The 15989-nt window shown below is 36.6% G+C and carries 10 protein-coding genes; all 10 read right to left on the bottom strand.

Annotated features, from left to right (window positions below; genetic code table 11):
* Positions 1-37: 37 nt before the first annotated feature.
* The 10 genes from SFC47_RS16835 to SFC47_RS16790 all read right to left on the bottom strand — a co-directional run bounded on the left by SFC47_RS16835 (position 38) and on the right by SFC47_RS16790 (position 15728).
* Complete coding sequence (locus SFC47_RS16835; protein WP_411255463.1) at positions 38-988, bottom strand: carbohydrate ABC transporter permease; 951 nt, start codon at positions 986-988, stop codon at positions 38-40.
* A 16-nt stretch (positions 989-1004) separates the two neighbouring features.
* Complete coding sequence (locus SFC47_RS16830) at positions 1005-1865, bottom strand: carbohydrate ABC transporter permease (RefSeq protein WP_411255462.1); 861 nt, start codon at positions 1863-1865, stop codon at positions 1005-1007.
* A 2-nt stretch (positions 1866-1867) separates the two neighbouring features.
* Entirely contained in the window at positions 1868-4126 is a 2259-nt protein-coding gene (locus SFC47_RS16825) for a DUF5696 domain-containing protein (RefSeq protein ID WP_411255461.1), read from the bottom strand.
* Positions 4119-6140, bottom strand: coding sequence for a YIP1 family protein (locus SFC47_RS16820; RefSeq protein WP_411255460.1), 2022 nt, complete (start codon positions 6138-6140; stop codon positions 4119-4121). The genes SFC47_RS16825 and SFC47_RS16820 overlap by 8 nt, the downstream gene beginning before the upstream one ends.
* Before the next feature lie 17 nt (positions 6141-6157).
* Complete coding sequence (locus SFC47_RS16815; protein ID WP_411255459.1) at positions 6158-7036, bottom strand: carbohydrate ABC transporter permease; 879 nt, start codon at positions 7034-7036, stop codon at positions 6158-6160.
* A gap of 18 nt (positions 7037-7054) precedes the next feature.
* Entirely contained in the window at positions 7055-7945 is an 891-nt protein-coding gene (locus tag SFC47_RS16810) for a carbohydrate ABC transporter permease (protein ID WP_411255458.1), read from the bottom strand.
* Positions 7932-10883: an extracellular solute-binding protein gene (locus SFC47_RS16805; protein ID WP_411255457.1), complete on the bottom strand. Its 2952-nt coding sequence runs from the start codon at positions 10881-10883 to the stop codon at positions 7932-7934. Before SFC47_RS16805 ends, SFC47_RS16810 begins: the two co-directional genes overlap by 14 nt.
* Before the next feature lie 26 nt (positions 10884-10909).
* Positions 10910-12292 (bottom strand): ABC transporter substrate-binding protein, encoded by a 1383-nt coding sequence (locus SFC47_RS16800; protein ID WP_411255456.1) that lies wholly within the window; start codon positions 12290-12292, stop codon positions 10910-10912.
* An 82-nt stretch (positions 12293-12374) separates the two neighbouring features.
* Positions 12375-14741 carry a beta-galactosidase gene (locus SFC47_RS16795; protein WP_411255455.1) on the bottom strand — a complete coding sequence of 789 codons (2367 nt, stop codon included), beginning with the start codon at positions 14739-14741 and terminating at the stop codon, positions 12375-12377.
* A 15-nt stretch (positions 14742-14756) separates the two neighbouring features.
* The gene (locus SFC47_RS16790; protein ID WP_411255454.1) at positions 14757-15728 is read right to left on the bottom strand and encodes a LacI family DNA-binding transcriptional regulator; all 972 of its coding nucleotides are present in this window, start codon (positions 15726-15728) and stop codon (positions 14757-14759) included.
* Positions 15729-15989: the final 261 nt, after the last annotated feature.

The following is a 15989-nucleotide window of genomic DNA, read 5'->3' as shown; positions in this document are numbered from 1 at the left end:
TAACAATAGTAAAGGGTGGTAAATCCACCCTATAGTTTTATTCACCTGTAATACCTGAACGGTCTACTCCTTCAACAAACCAACGTTGAGTAATAAAGTAAACAACCAGTAATGGAAGAATCGAAAGAATCGTCCCAGCCATCTTAATTCCTTCATTCAATTGATTTCCATCCAGCCCCATTTCAGCTGGGAACATTTTTTCATAGGTAGCAACAAACTTTTGTAACTGCAGCGGCAAAGTAGTAAGCACATCGCCAAAGTAAATCGCCGCAAGATATGTTTCATTCCAATACCATACAAACGAAAATAAAAACGAAATAATAATGGCTGGAACCGCCATCGGAAGAGCAATGGTAAAGAATATTCGTAAATGTCCTGCTCCATCAATTTGTGCAGCTTCTTCAAGTGCTTTCGGTACCATTTTAAAAAATTGATAAAATATCAAGATAAATATGGCACTGTTCAATCCCTGTCCAAAAGAAGCGGGCAGCATAAATGCCTTTAGACTTCCAAGAATATTCAATTCATTGAATAATAGATATCTTGGAATCATCGTAACCTGTGGAGGAATGATAAAAGTCGCAAGCACTAGCACAAATATAACCTTTTTGCCGCGGAATTCAAATCGTGCTAACCCATAGCCAATAACGGCTGCAACAGCCGTCTGTGCTATAGCAGGAAGAATCGTTACATATAATGTTTCCATGAGTGTTGAAAAGAAATTAAGTACATGATTAGCCTTCGTATAATTTTCTAAATAAAACTGGGTAGGAATCCAATTGACCATAGGGTTTAGAAGATCATCCAAACTTTTGAAACTGTATACCCCCATATAAATCACTGGGAACAAGTAAACAAACCCAATTCCAATTAATAATCCATATACTAAGACTTTAAAGAGCAAACCGTCAGTCCCTTGCATTCCAAGAAAAAACCTTTTCGTTTTCAAGTAATATTTATCAAGCTGCTGTGTTTTTGATTTTTGCACTTTGAACCCTTCCTTTTTAATTGTAATTTTTCTTCCCCTTTAACGTCATAGCTCCTACACTAATAACGAGTGCAAGTGCAATTATGAGAAAGTAAATCCAGGACAGTGCCGATGCATATCCAAAACCAGTATCAACTTTAAACATGTTTGTCTGGATATGCTCAATAATCGGATTCAAAGAAAATATCGAATACATAACAATTGTATAAATCGTGTTAACAATAATCATTGGGAATATACTTGGAAGTGTGACTTTCCAGAATGATTCCCAATTTGAGGCGCCATCAATCTTTGCCGCTTCATAAATCTGCTTATCCATCTTTTGTAATGCTGCGAGGAAAATCAAAATTTGCACTCCAGAAAACCAAAGAATCATGATTAAGTTTTTTATTAAATAAAGCAAAATTCCATTAAAAAAACCATCAGGACTATCTATCAGAGCTTGATAGATTGCATATTTCTCGATCGTTGGTATCGTCGTAATTCCTTGGTCGATCAGTTCCTTCATTACTGGACCGCTGGCAATAATTACAGGGAGGAAAAAAATCGTTCGGAACATTCCTCGGAATTTTACCTTTTGGTTAAGCAAGAGAGCAATAATCAATGAAAAGACAATGATAATGGGAACGGATATGATCATTTCCTCTAGGTACTTCGTTAATCGTTCAGTAAAGATAGCATCGACAACAAAGGCATATTGAAAGTTTTCAAATTTAATAAACTCAGTTTGAATTCCACTTGTTGTAATCTTCACCTTTTGAAAGCTTAAAAATAAAGAATATAATAGAGGAAATGCGGTAAAAATTAAAAACCCAATGATCCATGGTGAAACAAATAACAGTCCTACTAAACTATTTTTCGCCTTTAAACCTTTCACCGCTATTCCCCCCTTTCAATCACTGCAAAGTCTTGCGCCTGGACCTGGGTTCCATGTGCACTGTATGGTGAGTCAGTATAGTTGACAATAATCATCTTTCCATTTGAATATGACATTTCGACAACTCCAGCTTTCGTTACTTCCCTTGCTGTAATTGCTGCACCTTCTACTTGCCCAAGACTCTCTTCAATCTTCTTATATTGTTCAACAATCTCATCTTTCCAAAGATCAAATTCAGAAGTATAAACACCTTTTGATGGTGTTTTCTTCAATAAATGTGACGGTTGATCGGTTAATAAGAAAGACGGATAAGCTCCATATTCAATCATTCTAAGCACATCCTCCTCAGGATTAGCATTGAAATTGGAATATGGCGCGAAATAAGGTATATACCCCTTTAAAACGATTTGTAAGAAAGGAACGGTATCTGTTTCGAATGCATAGCTGGATGAGTACATCGGGATGTCCAAATAACGATCTGTCTGGTTCCAGGCATATACATTTGGCTCATATAGTGCAACATTCCCCAGCTTTTTGTTAAATTCATGAACCAGATCATTATAAGTATTAATCGTTTGCATCCGATCCGAAGACGAACTCTTATTATAATCTGAAAACAGTGTGAAGCCAGTTGAATCTACGGCAAGATTGGATATCCCATTTTTACTATAATCATGGATATCATCCTTAGCCATCTCCAAAGATTTCGAAGGAGACAGATAAAATACTTTCTCTTCACCTTCTAAGTGTGAAATCGTTTCTGAACTTATTTTCTTCGCTACATCCTTACTGCCTGAGTATCCAGATGCTCCTTCATAGGCTTTTGTATAGTCAGTATAAAAATAGAGTGGGATGTTGTCCTTTTTTAATGCAGCGGTAGTATCAAATACATCATTTTTATTACCCAGCTTTTTCTCAATTGGAAATTTAGAAGGCAGTGTTCCAGTTAAACCTCCCTTTGACCACCCTTTATAAACAACAAACATATTATCCACATCATTTTTTTTCAACTCTTTGGTGAATTGTGGGATTTGGTTAATTTCTGTCATCCGAATGACAGAATCCCAAATTAATCCATCCTTTACTTCTCCGCCGAGAATTTCAAGTCGTACTTGTGCTTTGTCATCTTGTTTTTTTAATTGATTCTTTTCTTCTAAGTACTTTTGATATCTTTTAGCCATACCAACATAATCTGCATCTCTATCTCTTAGGAACATATAACGGAGTTTTATATCAACGTTATTTGCATTTTCTTGATATACATTAATTCCATTCATGCTCTTACTTGTCGGCTGGTAATATTCTTTCCGATAATGAAACTGTGAAGATATCCAGTTAAAATCAGTCGAAACCCCCGCTGGGTAAGCCAAGATATCACCGTAAGTATATCCATCTTCAATAACAGTTAGGAAAGCATTTTGTTTTACACCATGTACAGCTCCGAAAACAGGCATCTTGATTTGTTGGACTGGATACACTTTTTCATTGACTTTTACAGTTTTCATAAAGCTTTCATCTTTTCCAAAGATTGAGCCAACAAATGGAGTATCTGCTTTTTTTCCGCTCTTCTCATATCGAATTAATGCACCGCTGCCATCTGGCAAAAACATGTATCCATTCAAATCATTCTCGTTAACCGCCCCTAGGAACGGGTAAACCTTTATTGAAATCAGCTTTGTACGCTTGTTTTCTTCAATCTTTTCTTGTGGAATAGAAACTTGTAAACTATCATCCTCTAATTCTACATTTAATTGAAAGCTAACCTTCGCTTGATTCATAAACACTTTGGCACTAAAACCATTTTTGGTCATTTCAATTTTAGGCTTGGAGTTGTTTGTCAATATGCTCTCGCTTCTTACCTTCCCTTTACGGTCAGCGTATTCCACTGTAATAGCGGACTGGATCATTTCTTCCCATGTCTTATTAATCCGGTAGTTTTCAGGATGATCGACTCCGGTGTTCCAAACATATTGGGTTTGTTTATCCTGAATTTTTAAAGCGAGAGATTCTTTATTTACGTAAAGGACTAAGTTCTCATTTTCCGCTGCTTTTTCAAAGCCTTCGAAAGATGGTGAGGGTTTCATTTGGTGTTCGTTTGCTTTTTCCGGTTTAGTAAATTGAGCAGAAGTATATTTCATTTCATTATGATCAATATCATTTAATACAGAAGGTTGTTCCGAATTTGATTTATTAGTCGAATCCGCAATTGCATGAATGGGCATAAGCATAATGGTAAGGGCTATAAGTAGTATCCTATACACGCATCATAACCTCCTTTATGATGGAATAGACAAAGTCATAAACTTGGTCAAATAATACAAATACAATGAAAACAACAAGAATCATTATGATCATTCCGAACAAAGTAACAAAGATATTCCGCACCGTTTCTGAGAAGGTGTAATTGTGAATTTCCTGAATCATGATAAACAGAATGATTAAACACCAGACGTAAATAATACGGATGGAGAAAATGTAAATAAACGATTCATTATAAGTTAGAACATTAGATATTACGGTAATAGGAATAATGAACACGAGATAAGGAGCAAGAGAATAGATCGTCCCAATATAAATATCCTTAAATCTTCCTTCTCCATCATTAATGGTACTTACCATATAGTTAATCAATATAAATAGCAGCAGCGGAACAAAAACGATTAAAATTTCTACTAGTAAACTTTGGTCCCCAAGTCCATGGTACGAGAAGATAAATCCCGTTTGGAATTTTGCTATTAAATATTCAATGAATAAAAGGATATAAAGAATGGTTGCAGACAAAACCGTAGCATACTGTTTCCGTTTTAAATAATAAAAACTGTCAATGGGATGCTTGAAAAATTTAAATAAAAATAGTAATTCTGACAAAAGCTTTCGCTTCTTCCATTCATTCCATTTGTTTCTCGGTAAATCTAATATTTTTCTCTTTTTATCCAGGTATTTAATAAAATAATAGATTATCATTAATCCGATAAGGATGAGCAAAACGGAACTTAGGTTTTCCTGCATCCATGCTTGCCGGACTTCCCAGAAAGCATCTGAATAACCATAAACATCCTCAGCAAATTTATATTCTTCTAAAGCTTTGTCAAAGTTTTGCTGTTTATAATAGGATTTTCCCATTGCTGTATGGGCAAGTCCAAAAGAAGAGTTTAATTCCAAGACTGATTCCCAGTATTGTTGACTTTCTACATATAATCCTTCTTTAAATAAAGCAATTCCTTTATGAACTTGACCTGCAAAAGCAGTTGCCGCCAAGACTGTAATCATACCGCGCTCTTTATCAGTTATGTAAAGCTTGCCATTTCGGTCAATGGTAATCCCAGTCGGTTGTTTAAATAATCCCAGGCGGTTTGAACCATCATCTGTCCCGCCAAACACAAACAACAAATTTCCGAAACTATCAAATTCATGAATTTCTCCAGTACTGTTTAAGGTAAAAATGTTCCCATCTTTATCAACCGTGATATCTTGATAGGTTGAATCCCAAGAGATAAATGGGTCGAGCATATTCTTTCCGGCAACATTTAGTTTTTTGATTACCTCGTTTTCAGTTCCTTCCGTCACAGAATATATAAGTCCCTGTTTATCAAGTGCAATATTATCTGGAGCCGGTGGAGTTTTCATAAACATTTTAGATTTCTGAGTTTCTGTAGTGATTAAATTCTGGATAAATGACTTAAAGCTAATCTCAGTATTATTTACACCGTAATAACCTAAGAATGAACCATCTTGACTAAGCTGAATGATTCCATTCGTTGAACCTTCACTAATAACATAAAGATTTCCACGGCGGTCCACTCCAACCTTTTGTGGTTTATATGGAGATTTTTTTCCAAAAAGTGGTGAATCTGGTTTACCGTATTCAGCCTTAAGCTCCCCGCCTGAATTAAAACGAAAAACCTTCTCTTTTGCATAATCTGCTACAAAAATATCGCCGGTCTCGTCAACGAATACCCCTGTCGGTTTCTCAAGTACACCTTCTCCAATTCGTGCATGAATATTTCCATTTTCATCAGCCATAATAACTTTTTTAGTTCCAGAATCGACTATATAAATATATCCATTTGCATCAGAAAAAATATCTTCAGGATTTACCACCTCTTCTCCCGATAAAAACTCACCAAGAGGTGTAAATGCTGTTTGTGTTTCAATTAATCCCCCATCAGATGATAATGTTTCTGTCTTATATGGAGCAGAAGCAAATGCAATTGATTGTAAGGGAAGCATTAATAATAAAACTATGCACAAAACAACTCTAATAAAATGCTGCATGTCCCTCCCCCTATCTGTTACTTAATTCCTGAATGCGCCATTGTATTCATAACTTGACTTTGAAGTATGATAAAAATAATTAAGTTCGGAACGAACATGATTAATGAAGCAGCAGCTGCCATGCCCTGTCCGGCAACAACATTTCCTGAAGCCTGTGCAGTTAGAGTCGACATATAGAAAGAAAAGGTTTTGAGTCCTTCATCATTTACATAAAATGTGGAACTTTCAACACTATTCCAAACTAACTGGAACGATAATATCGCAATGGTTGCAATAGCAGGCTTTACTAATGGGATAATAATTTTTGTGAAAATGTGTAGATCCGACGCTCCATCTAATTTGGCAGCTTCAATTAATTCATTAGGTATTTGATCGATAAACTGCTTAACTAAAAACAGACCAATCGGCATGGCTAACAAAGGAAGAATATGAACTAAAAAGTTATTAATTAATCCTAATTCTTCTATTAATAAGTATCTTGGGATTGCAACTGCTGCAGGAACAAACATTAATGCAAGAGTATTAATCTCAAATATAGTCTTTTTTAATTTGAATTCTTTCTTTGATAAAGCGTATCCAGCCATCGTACTAATAATAATAGTTAATAAGACTACGATCAGCGTAATAACAATACTATTAAATAAATACCGGGACATAGGCACCCCAGACGCATTTGCTTGTCCAAACAAGTCAGCAAAATTTTGCAAGGTAGGCTTTTCAACGAAAAAACGCGGCGGGTAGGCAAACAGCTCATCAATTGGTTTGAATGCATGGAAAAATATATAAACAATTGGTAAAGCCATAAATACTGCCAACGGAATTAAAAAAGCAAGAAACTTTATTTGGCTTTTATGAAACTTTGATGGATTCATTTTTGTTCCATGAAAGGCTGACATACAATTCACTCCTAGTTGTTAGTCCTTTTCTCCAAACAGCCTCCAAGCCACTTTAGAGAATGCATATACAACGATTAATAGTACAACCGATATCGCTGCTGCATAACCCATTTCGTAGCGGATGAAGCCAAAGTCTTCTAAATGGTTTACCATCAATTGACCTGAATACTGTGGTGTAGGGTTTGCCCCAGAAAGAGCAACCCCAATGGCACCCGCCTGAAATGTTCCTACTACAGCCATAACGGCACCAAACAGCATTTGCGGTCTCATGGATGGGATCGTAATGTAGATAACCTCTTGAAAACGGTTCTTGATCCCATCAATATAACCTGCTTCATAAATTTCACTATTGATGTTAAGTACCCCCGACAGCATCGCCAAAAATCCTACACCCATACTGCCCCAAAGGGTAACAAGAATCATGATTTTCATTAAATATTCAGGCGATTGCAGCCATTGAATCGGCTCTAACAATAATCCCATAGTAATTAGCATACTATTTAAATATCCTGTTTGATCTCCACTAAAGATAATGGTCCATACCACAGCCATTGCAACACCAGCGGTCATGGAAGGAGAATAAATAATTAATGCTAGAATGGTCCTTATTTTTTTAGGAACCTGAGCCAAAGCCCAGGCAAGGATAAACGAAAGTATATATCCCCCCGGACCAACTATTAAAGCAAATGTTAGAGTATTCGGAACAATCTTTTGCATAAAAACTTCATCTTGAGTAATTAAGCTTACATAATTACTTAACCCAATGAAAGTTGGTGCTTCAATGGCATTGAAGTAGGTAAAGGACAATAGTATGGCTGCACCTACAGGAATAACGATAAAAGCTGAAAATAAGAGTATATATGGACCAAGAAAAATCCATTGACTAAAGTCTCGTTTATTTTTTGTCATTTTCTTCGCCTGCCCAACTTTCTACTTGTTCAATGGTAGGGATTGGATACGGCTTAATCATTTTTCCATTTTTCATATAGCCAAACTCCTCCATTTTGCGGCTCATCTCTCTATCAATGGCTATGATTGAGTCATCAACCGCAGATCTCGTATTTTCCCCATCGAAAACAATCCGATTCCAGATGTTACTTAACTCACGTTCTATCATGTAAGTGCCAGGTGTTTTCGGTACTTCCTGTAAAAACTCCCATTGCTTTAGAATTTCTTCCTTATGTTCTTCTGGCCATGGCAGATTTTCAAATGCCTCAATATTGGCCGTATTCCACATGAATTCTGGTCCATAAAGGGTTTGCAGACTAGATGCAAATTCTGATTGTGTTTCAACAGACATCCACCATTTTAGAAGTTCCCATGATTTTTCAGGTTCTTTTGTACCTTTAAAAATCATTGCCGAACGGCCAGAACCTGTCGCCCAGCGTTCAATCGTTCCATCTTCCTGCTTCACTCCCGGTTGAGGTGCGATATCCCACCATCCTGCAATTTCAGGTGCTGCTGCTGTCAATTGGACATAGGTTGAAAAGTTTGCGATTCCAATCGGCAGTGTTCCATACCTAAAGTGATTGTAGAAATTAGGAACCTGAAGGGGCAAGCTATAGATGGTATTTAGATCCGCCATGAATTGAATACCCTTTAGCGCTTCCTCACTTCCAATCGCTGTCTTCATTCCATCCTTTTCATAAAGGTCTCCATGGAATTGATAAATAAAAGGAGCGGTTGTTTGAAACGGTTTAAACGCTGCAGATCCTGAAATAGGTGTGTAGTAATTCATCCCAAATCGTTGTAACTCAGGTAAAATACTAATCACATCATCCCAGGTATCCGGTACAGGAAGATTCAAAGCATCAAGGATATCTTTTCGATAAAACTGAACATAGAAATCCTGTGTTTCCGGAAGAGCATATACCGAGTCCTCAATCATTAAAGGTAAAAACGCTCCTGGTGAAAACTGTTTGCTATATTCTTCAAAATCTTCGAATTGATGCAAATCTACTGCTGCATCACGGATTGCTAATTCGTATGGCAGCCAGTTGCTTATTCCAAGAGCAACATCAGGCTGTTTATTAGCTGCATTAGCCAGTACTAATTTTTGTTCTTCTGGCATAATTGAAAACTTAACAGATATTCCTGATTCTGGTGTAAAGGTCCGATCAGCTAAATTTTGGATAAGCTCTACGTATTGGCGTGAATGGTTCACCCATACCTCAATCGTTTTATCATCATTATTTGATACTGAATAATTTCCAGATGTAAATGATAGAATAAATCGTTCCATTGCATCCCATGATTTTTTGAAAAAACCAATCTCCTCAGATGGCAATTCTTGTTTTCCATGAACATAAAAACGATCAATTAATAATGGTTGTTTCGGTAAATCCACTAACAGGTTCCCAAGCAATTGCGCTACTGAAGAAGAACCTTCAGATAGTTCTGTCAACCTATTTGGAATTTCATCTGGTTCTTCACTTAACGTCATTAGTTTCTTAACAGCCATTTGAAGTGAAACCATTTCTTTTGAACTTTGTTCGGATTTACTCAAGGTTGCTAAATAGTCATTTTCTTCTTCTAGTATGTCGGCCCACTTAATAACACGCTGTTCTATATCCGGAATAAATTCACTTATTTTCCAGCCGCGGGAGCGGTCAGTTTGATTTCCTGTTAGTTTTTTAATAGAAAGAGATAACTCTTCAATTTCTTTCATAACCTCATTGGTTGTATTGATTACTCTTTCTACTGGTGAAGCATCAGCTTCTAAACTAATAACGTGTTGCCCCTTTGTTAAATAGAATAAATATGGTTCTCCCTTTTTATCGCTGAGAGTGAGATTGGACCACTTTTTATTAAAATCAATTTTAAAGGGTGATACTTCAGCAAAAGGAGTCACACCGTCAATTAACAATTTTCGAAATACCGGTGCGCCAGTTTGTTTATTCTGTTGAACTTTAAAAGTTAGCTGGTAAAATCCATCTTTTTCGACTTTCACGTTCCAATTCACTGCTTGTCCGCTTGTATTCCAAGAGTCACCGCCAAGTGAATTTAATAATAAATACTTAGGATCACTCGGCACAGAGGATGCGTCAGTGGAAGCAAATGGCCTGATGTAGGAACTATTCTTTGTATAATTCCTTTCAGCCTCATTTATAATTAAATCATTTACTAGCTTTTTATTTTTATTGCTTTCTAAATACTCAATATAAGAAATAGACTTTGAAAGAGAGGTAACTTCTATTTTTCCAACCAGCATTTCTCCCCGAAGGTTGGAAAGTTCAATTGTGTTTTTTCCCTTCTTCAAATAATACTTTAATGGCGAAGGCTGCAGCTGACTTGCATCTTCAGCCTTAACACTATTCCAGTTTTTAACGGTTAATTGTTCTGGGATAATATCATTCCCAAATCTGTCTTTTGCAAAAGTTTTTTGTTTATTTTTCCAGGTAACTGGAAAGACAATTCTCCTGCTTTCATAAAAAGGAAATTCACCATTCACCAGGATTGAGCCCTCTATTGGAACAACCTCATTGCCTAATGGATAATAATCGAAAGAAAGCTCGTATAACCCATCCTCTGGAACATTAACTTCATATGAAATTGATTGCTGATTATGCCAATAGAAAACACTATCCCCATATCCTTTGCTCTTTGATTCCGGCAAAAGATTCTGTTGATCTAGACTAGCAGTATTTACTGAAGGAACAGACACCTCAAATTTTGAGGCGCCCTTAATTCCTTCCTTTTCCCACTTTTCAAGGACAGTATGATAGCGTTCTTCTACAACATTTTCGGCCGGCACTTTATCACTGTTATTTTTTTCAGCAGATGCAAAACCTTGTGGAAAGATGAAGAACAGCATAATAACCGACCAAACTAATATCCTAGACTTCATACTATCAACCTCCCCGAACAATTGAATTACTTATTTTTTAAAGCTTCTTGCGCTTCCACACTTATTTGATCTGCTAATTGATCAAGTTGCTTTGCATAATCTTCAACTTTAAGTACACCTTTAACAAAGCTTTCTACTAATTCCCCTGTCTTGGCATTCGCCTTATCACCAGCTGTAACGCCAGTAAGTGCCTGCCACCTTGCATCAACATATCCTGGTACCATTTTTACTGGTTCGATAATTGCCTTATCAAGATTGTCGTAAGCTGTACGAATTCCAGGTACATCATTGATGGCAAAGTATTCATCAAGAATTTCCTGGTCCGTGTTAATCGGCAATGAATTTAATACTTTTCCTTCTGTATCAGCAAGTTCCATGCGCTTCATATAGCCTTCTTTACCAAATGACATCCATTTAGCAAAAAGATAAGCTTCTTCAGGATGTTTAGTTGATTTAGAAATTCCCGCAAAGTCAATTGCTAAAGCAGTTACTCCACCAGGAAAACCAATAAAGTCCCAATCAAAAGTTGCCTTTTCAGTTAAATTTGGAACTGCCCAAGTTCCATCCCATTTAATTGCAAGTCCACTTTGAAGGAAAACTTCATTACCATCTTTCCCTTTAAAATTCGCTTTTTGTTCATCTGTTAACGTATCGTACGCATAACCGTTCGTACTAAATTCTTTTGCTAGATTTATCCCATTAATAAACTCTGTACTATCTAATGAGTATTGCCCGTCTTTTAATGTGTACCAGCCCATGTCTGGATTTACAGCAGCAGGATACCAATCAACTAGTGAATTAGGATTATTAATGCCAACAATACCTTTGCTGATATTTGTAACTTCTTTCACACCAGAAATAAAATCTTCAACAGGTGTTCCGAATTCAGGATAATCTAAATTTGCTGCATTAAATAAATCCTTGTTTACAAAATAACCTAAAAAATGCTGTCCATATGGCACTGCGAACGTTTTACCGTTATAAGCAGCAGAATCTTTAACTACTTGTGGAACGTTTGCAAAATCCTTATCCTTTGAAACTAGTTCAGAAATATCTAATAACCAATCATTTGATAACGCTAGTGGAATCTGTGGTAATGCAAATACATCCGGCATTGTACCAGCACTCGCTGCAGTTGCTAATGTCCCATTCCAATCTTTTGTATTAACTGTTTCATTGATCTCAATTTTGATATGTGGGTATTTCTCTTGGAATGCTTTAATCATTAACCTTTCTAAATTCTGCTCTTCTTCAGTACCTAAATTCCAGTTTGCATAAGACAGGGTCACTTCTTCTTTTTTACCAGCTTTTTCCTTAGTTTTTTCACCGCTTGTTTCTTTAGCACTGTTACAAGCTGCTAGAGAGAAAATAAGGGTTAACACTGCAAAAATAGACAAAATCTTTTTCACTGAAAATCTCTCCCTTTAAATAGTTATAGATACTACTAGTTTTTTAGAAAGAACCTGCAAAGATTCATATTCTCAATAGGTACTAATGAGTCGATTGGAAATAGATTGTTTCTGTTTCCATCCTTGACTGAATCACCACTTTATATTGATCGTTAGATAGTTTCTCAACAGTTGTTGTCTCTGATGGATTTGGAACCCATTTAGAAGATTCAAAAACAAATTCTTCATCTTCTTGCGTGACTTTAAAGGAAAGTGCTAATTTTCCCCCAACTTGCTCTACTTGATAAATTTCTCCTGTACCGTAAGAGATACTTAAATCCCCTAGTATTGGAATGTTAATTGGAAGCATAAGTCCACTTCTTGCAGGAATAACGAAATTCTTACCGCCAAATAGCGCTTGTCCACTGTAATTCAATGTTGTTGTTTTTTTGTATTCATCAAAATTATGAATGAAGAAAAATGTGCGGCCTTCTGAATCAGAACGGACAGCAATATCTAGCTCATCCTCTAATGTAATCCGGCTGTTAATACCTGACCTTGCTGCAAGATCTACAATACAATCAAATTGATGATTAAAATTAAATTCCATTCCTGCACCAAACATAATCAATTTGCCGTTTCCAAGACGTTTTTCAAACGCTATTACGTCGGTGTCAGAATCTTCGCTCCACGCAAAAGCACCATCTTCAATTTCATATAATTCCATATTTTCGGCCTGAACATTATCAATACCATTAATACAAGCAAAACCACGTTTTTTATGCCCTTTCACTCGGACTCCAATGTAATCCTTTAGAACGGTGCACGGGACATTTTTCATCGTTTTTACAGGTATGGTTGGGAACATAATCAATTTGCCCCCGTTTTCTAGATATCGTACAAGCTTAAGCTGAATCTTTTCATCCATCCAAGAAGTAGTGAACATCCAAAGAGTCGGCACTTTTTCTGGGTCAAGTTCATCCTCACTCATAACATTTATACCGTCAAAAATGATGTTGTTAGTTCTCAGTCCTTTTGCTATTCCGTTATACAAGTAAACTTCTCTTCCATGCTGAATGGTATCGATCATGTTCTTTGTATGCTCATCATAGAATTCAGTCATGTAATAATCAGGATAAAATCCAATATGCGTATCAACCACTGGCTTTGTTTTAACGAGTGAGTCCTCATAAACTTTTATCATCTCACCTAGGTGTTGAATTACCAAGTAATGAGGTCTTTTATCACCATTGGATGAAAGCGGTGCCTGCCACTCATGGCGTCTGCCAAACAATCCGATATTTTCGTAATTTTCTCCACCTGCGAACATGTAATAGTTAATACCATTCATCCCGTCAGCAATACAAAGCCGTGTTGTTAAATCAAATGCAGTTGGTTGAAGCCTTGGCTTGTCATGAATACTTCCACCCTGGAATTCCGCCGAAAATAACGGCTGTTCTTTCCATTGAATTGCTCTTGTAAATGCGTTTGCCAGAACAATGTCAATATAGTTATCGTATTCAATATTGCCAATGTAGTAGTCTCCCGCCATTAACACATTATCAATCTTTGCCGCTTCCAGCAGTTGAGAAATTCCAATTGGATACATTGTGCCTCGTTTTAATAAATCTATCGTATGAAAGCCGTGGATGTTTACCACGAATGGAACGTTAATCCCTTTAGTTTCAGCTGAATGTTTCAAATGCTCTATAAACATTCGGTAATGCTCACGAAGGAACAAGCCAAACTCATTACGAATTGCATGTGCATAAATGGCTTCAGGTTTTTTTACCATCGAATTTGAAAATTCTCTAATGTCCTCAAAAGGAACTCGGAAAGTATTTTCAAAATCTTCATGCGTATATTTGTTTCTTAAATACCCTTCAAATTGGGTTAACGTCGCTTCGTTATAATCTGGCTGATTGGTTACCCAATGGAACATTCCTACTTCATTATCAAGTTGGAATAGAATTACCGGCCCATGATTTGAAAGCAGAAACGGCTCGATAATGGCACAAACTTCCTGATACCATTTTTCGACTTTCTCCAAGAAAACAGGATGCATGTAACTAACAACTCTTGTAGGGTGAATCTCAACTTGGTTTGTTTTCGCTACAGCTTCTGGATAGTTTTCAATAAACCATGTAGGGACACCATGATCGACAACTTCTGCCATTACATAAGGACCCGGCCTTACAAGACAATATAATCCTTCCTCATTCACAAGCTGGAGGAATGTTTTTAGATCTCTTTCAGGCAACGTTTCACCTGTTAGATCAATAACGCCTTCTTCTATTTCGTGAAAAATCCAGGGGATGTATGTACTAATCATGTTTGCCCCAGCTTCTTTCACCTGTCGAATCCTGTTTCTCCATTCCTGTTTAGGCACCCGAAAGTAGTGAAGTTCTCCACCGAAAAGAAGGACATCCTTATCATTAATATTAATTTTTCCATCCTCTATCCGTATCATCTTTACACCTCCTGGTTAACCTGAAGATCGGCTTATTAATTCAACCAATACAGGTTCTGGTTCATATTCGTATTGATTATCAAGCATCGCCAGTAATGATTGTGCTGCAATGGTTCCCCATTGTTTTCTCGGAACTCTAATAGTTGTCAGCGGAGGATTAAAATTCTGAGATGAATAGATATCATCGAATCCTACTATTGCAATATCTTCTGGCACTTTCAATCCGATTTCTTGTACTGCTCTGATAGCACCCATTGCCATTTCATCGTTCGCACAAACCATTGCTGTTGGCAGGTTATTTCCCATTCGTTCTAAATAACTTTTCATTTGGTCAAAACCGCTTGATTCTGTAAAATTTGCACGAAGAAGATCCTGCTTTGAAAAACTAATATGATGATTTTCAAGTTCATTCATAAAGCCTTTTAATCGTGTTTCTCCATCGTACGATTCAGCAGATCCAGCAATAAAACCAATCCTTTTGTGACCTTTGGCAATCATGTAATTAACCATCATCGCTGCTCCCTTTTCGTTGGGGAGCAAAACATTTTTAATGTATGGACCCTCGAGCTCTCTATCAAGCATGATAATTGGTGACTTTTCACTTGCAAGACATTCTAGAAGGCGGTCTTCCATATGATAATTTAGAATAATCGCTCCATCTACATAACCTTCAACAAGGAGCCGATGTCTTTCTGAAGAGGCATAAACGACAAGTTCATACCCTTTACTCATCACCACATCTTGAATGCCTTCCATCATTTCTGTGAAAAACGGTCCGGTAAAACCACTCAAAAACAAACCGATAATATTAGTTTTTTGCTTTTTCAGATTTTTGGCCAGACCATTTGGCCGATAGCCAATTTCTCGAGCAGCATCTAACACTTTCTGTTTGGTATCATCAGAAATCAATGTGCTTCCATTAAGTGAATAGGAGGCAGTCGAAACACTTACTCCAGCTCGCTTCGCTACATCTTTTAAATTAACCAATTCTATACCCCCCCTTCTTTGAAACGTTTCAAAAAAGAAAAAAATTTTTTGTAACGTTTCAATAGAAGGGTAAAAAAATATATATTCTACCAAACTATTTTTTGTTGAAACGTTTCAATGGATTTATTATAATTCTAGTTGAAATCGGTTTCAATAGAAAAAAATATTTTTTTTCATAAAATTATTTAAAATACGACAAAAGTCACAAATATCCACCAATTCTCGTTGTTTCATGAATCAATTAATAGACAAATTTATTTA

The organism is Neobacillus niacini, assembly GCF_046591715.1.
GTDB lineage: Bacteria > Bacillota > Bacilli > Bacillales > Cytobacillaceae > Neobacillus > Neobacillus niacini_L.
Note: the sequence above shows the minus strand (reverse complement) of the source record. Positions and strands in the feature narration are given on the sequence as shown.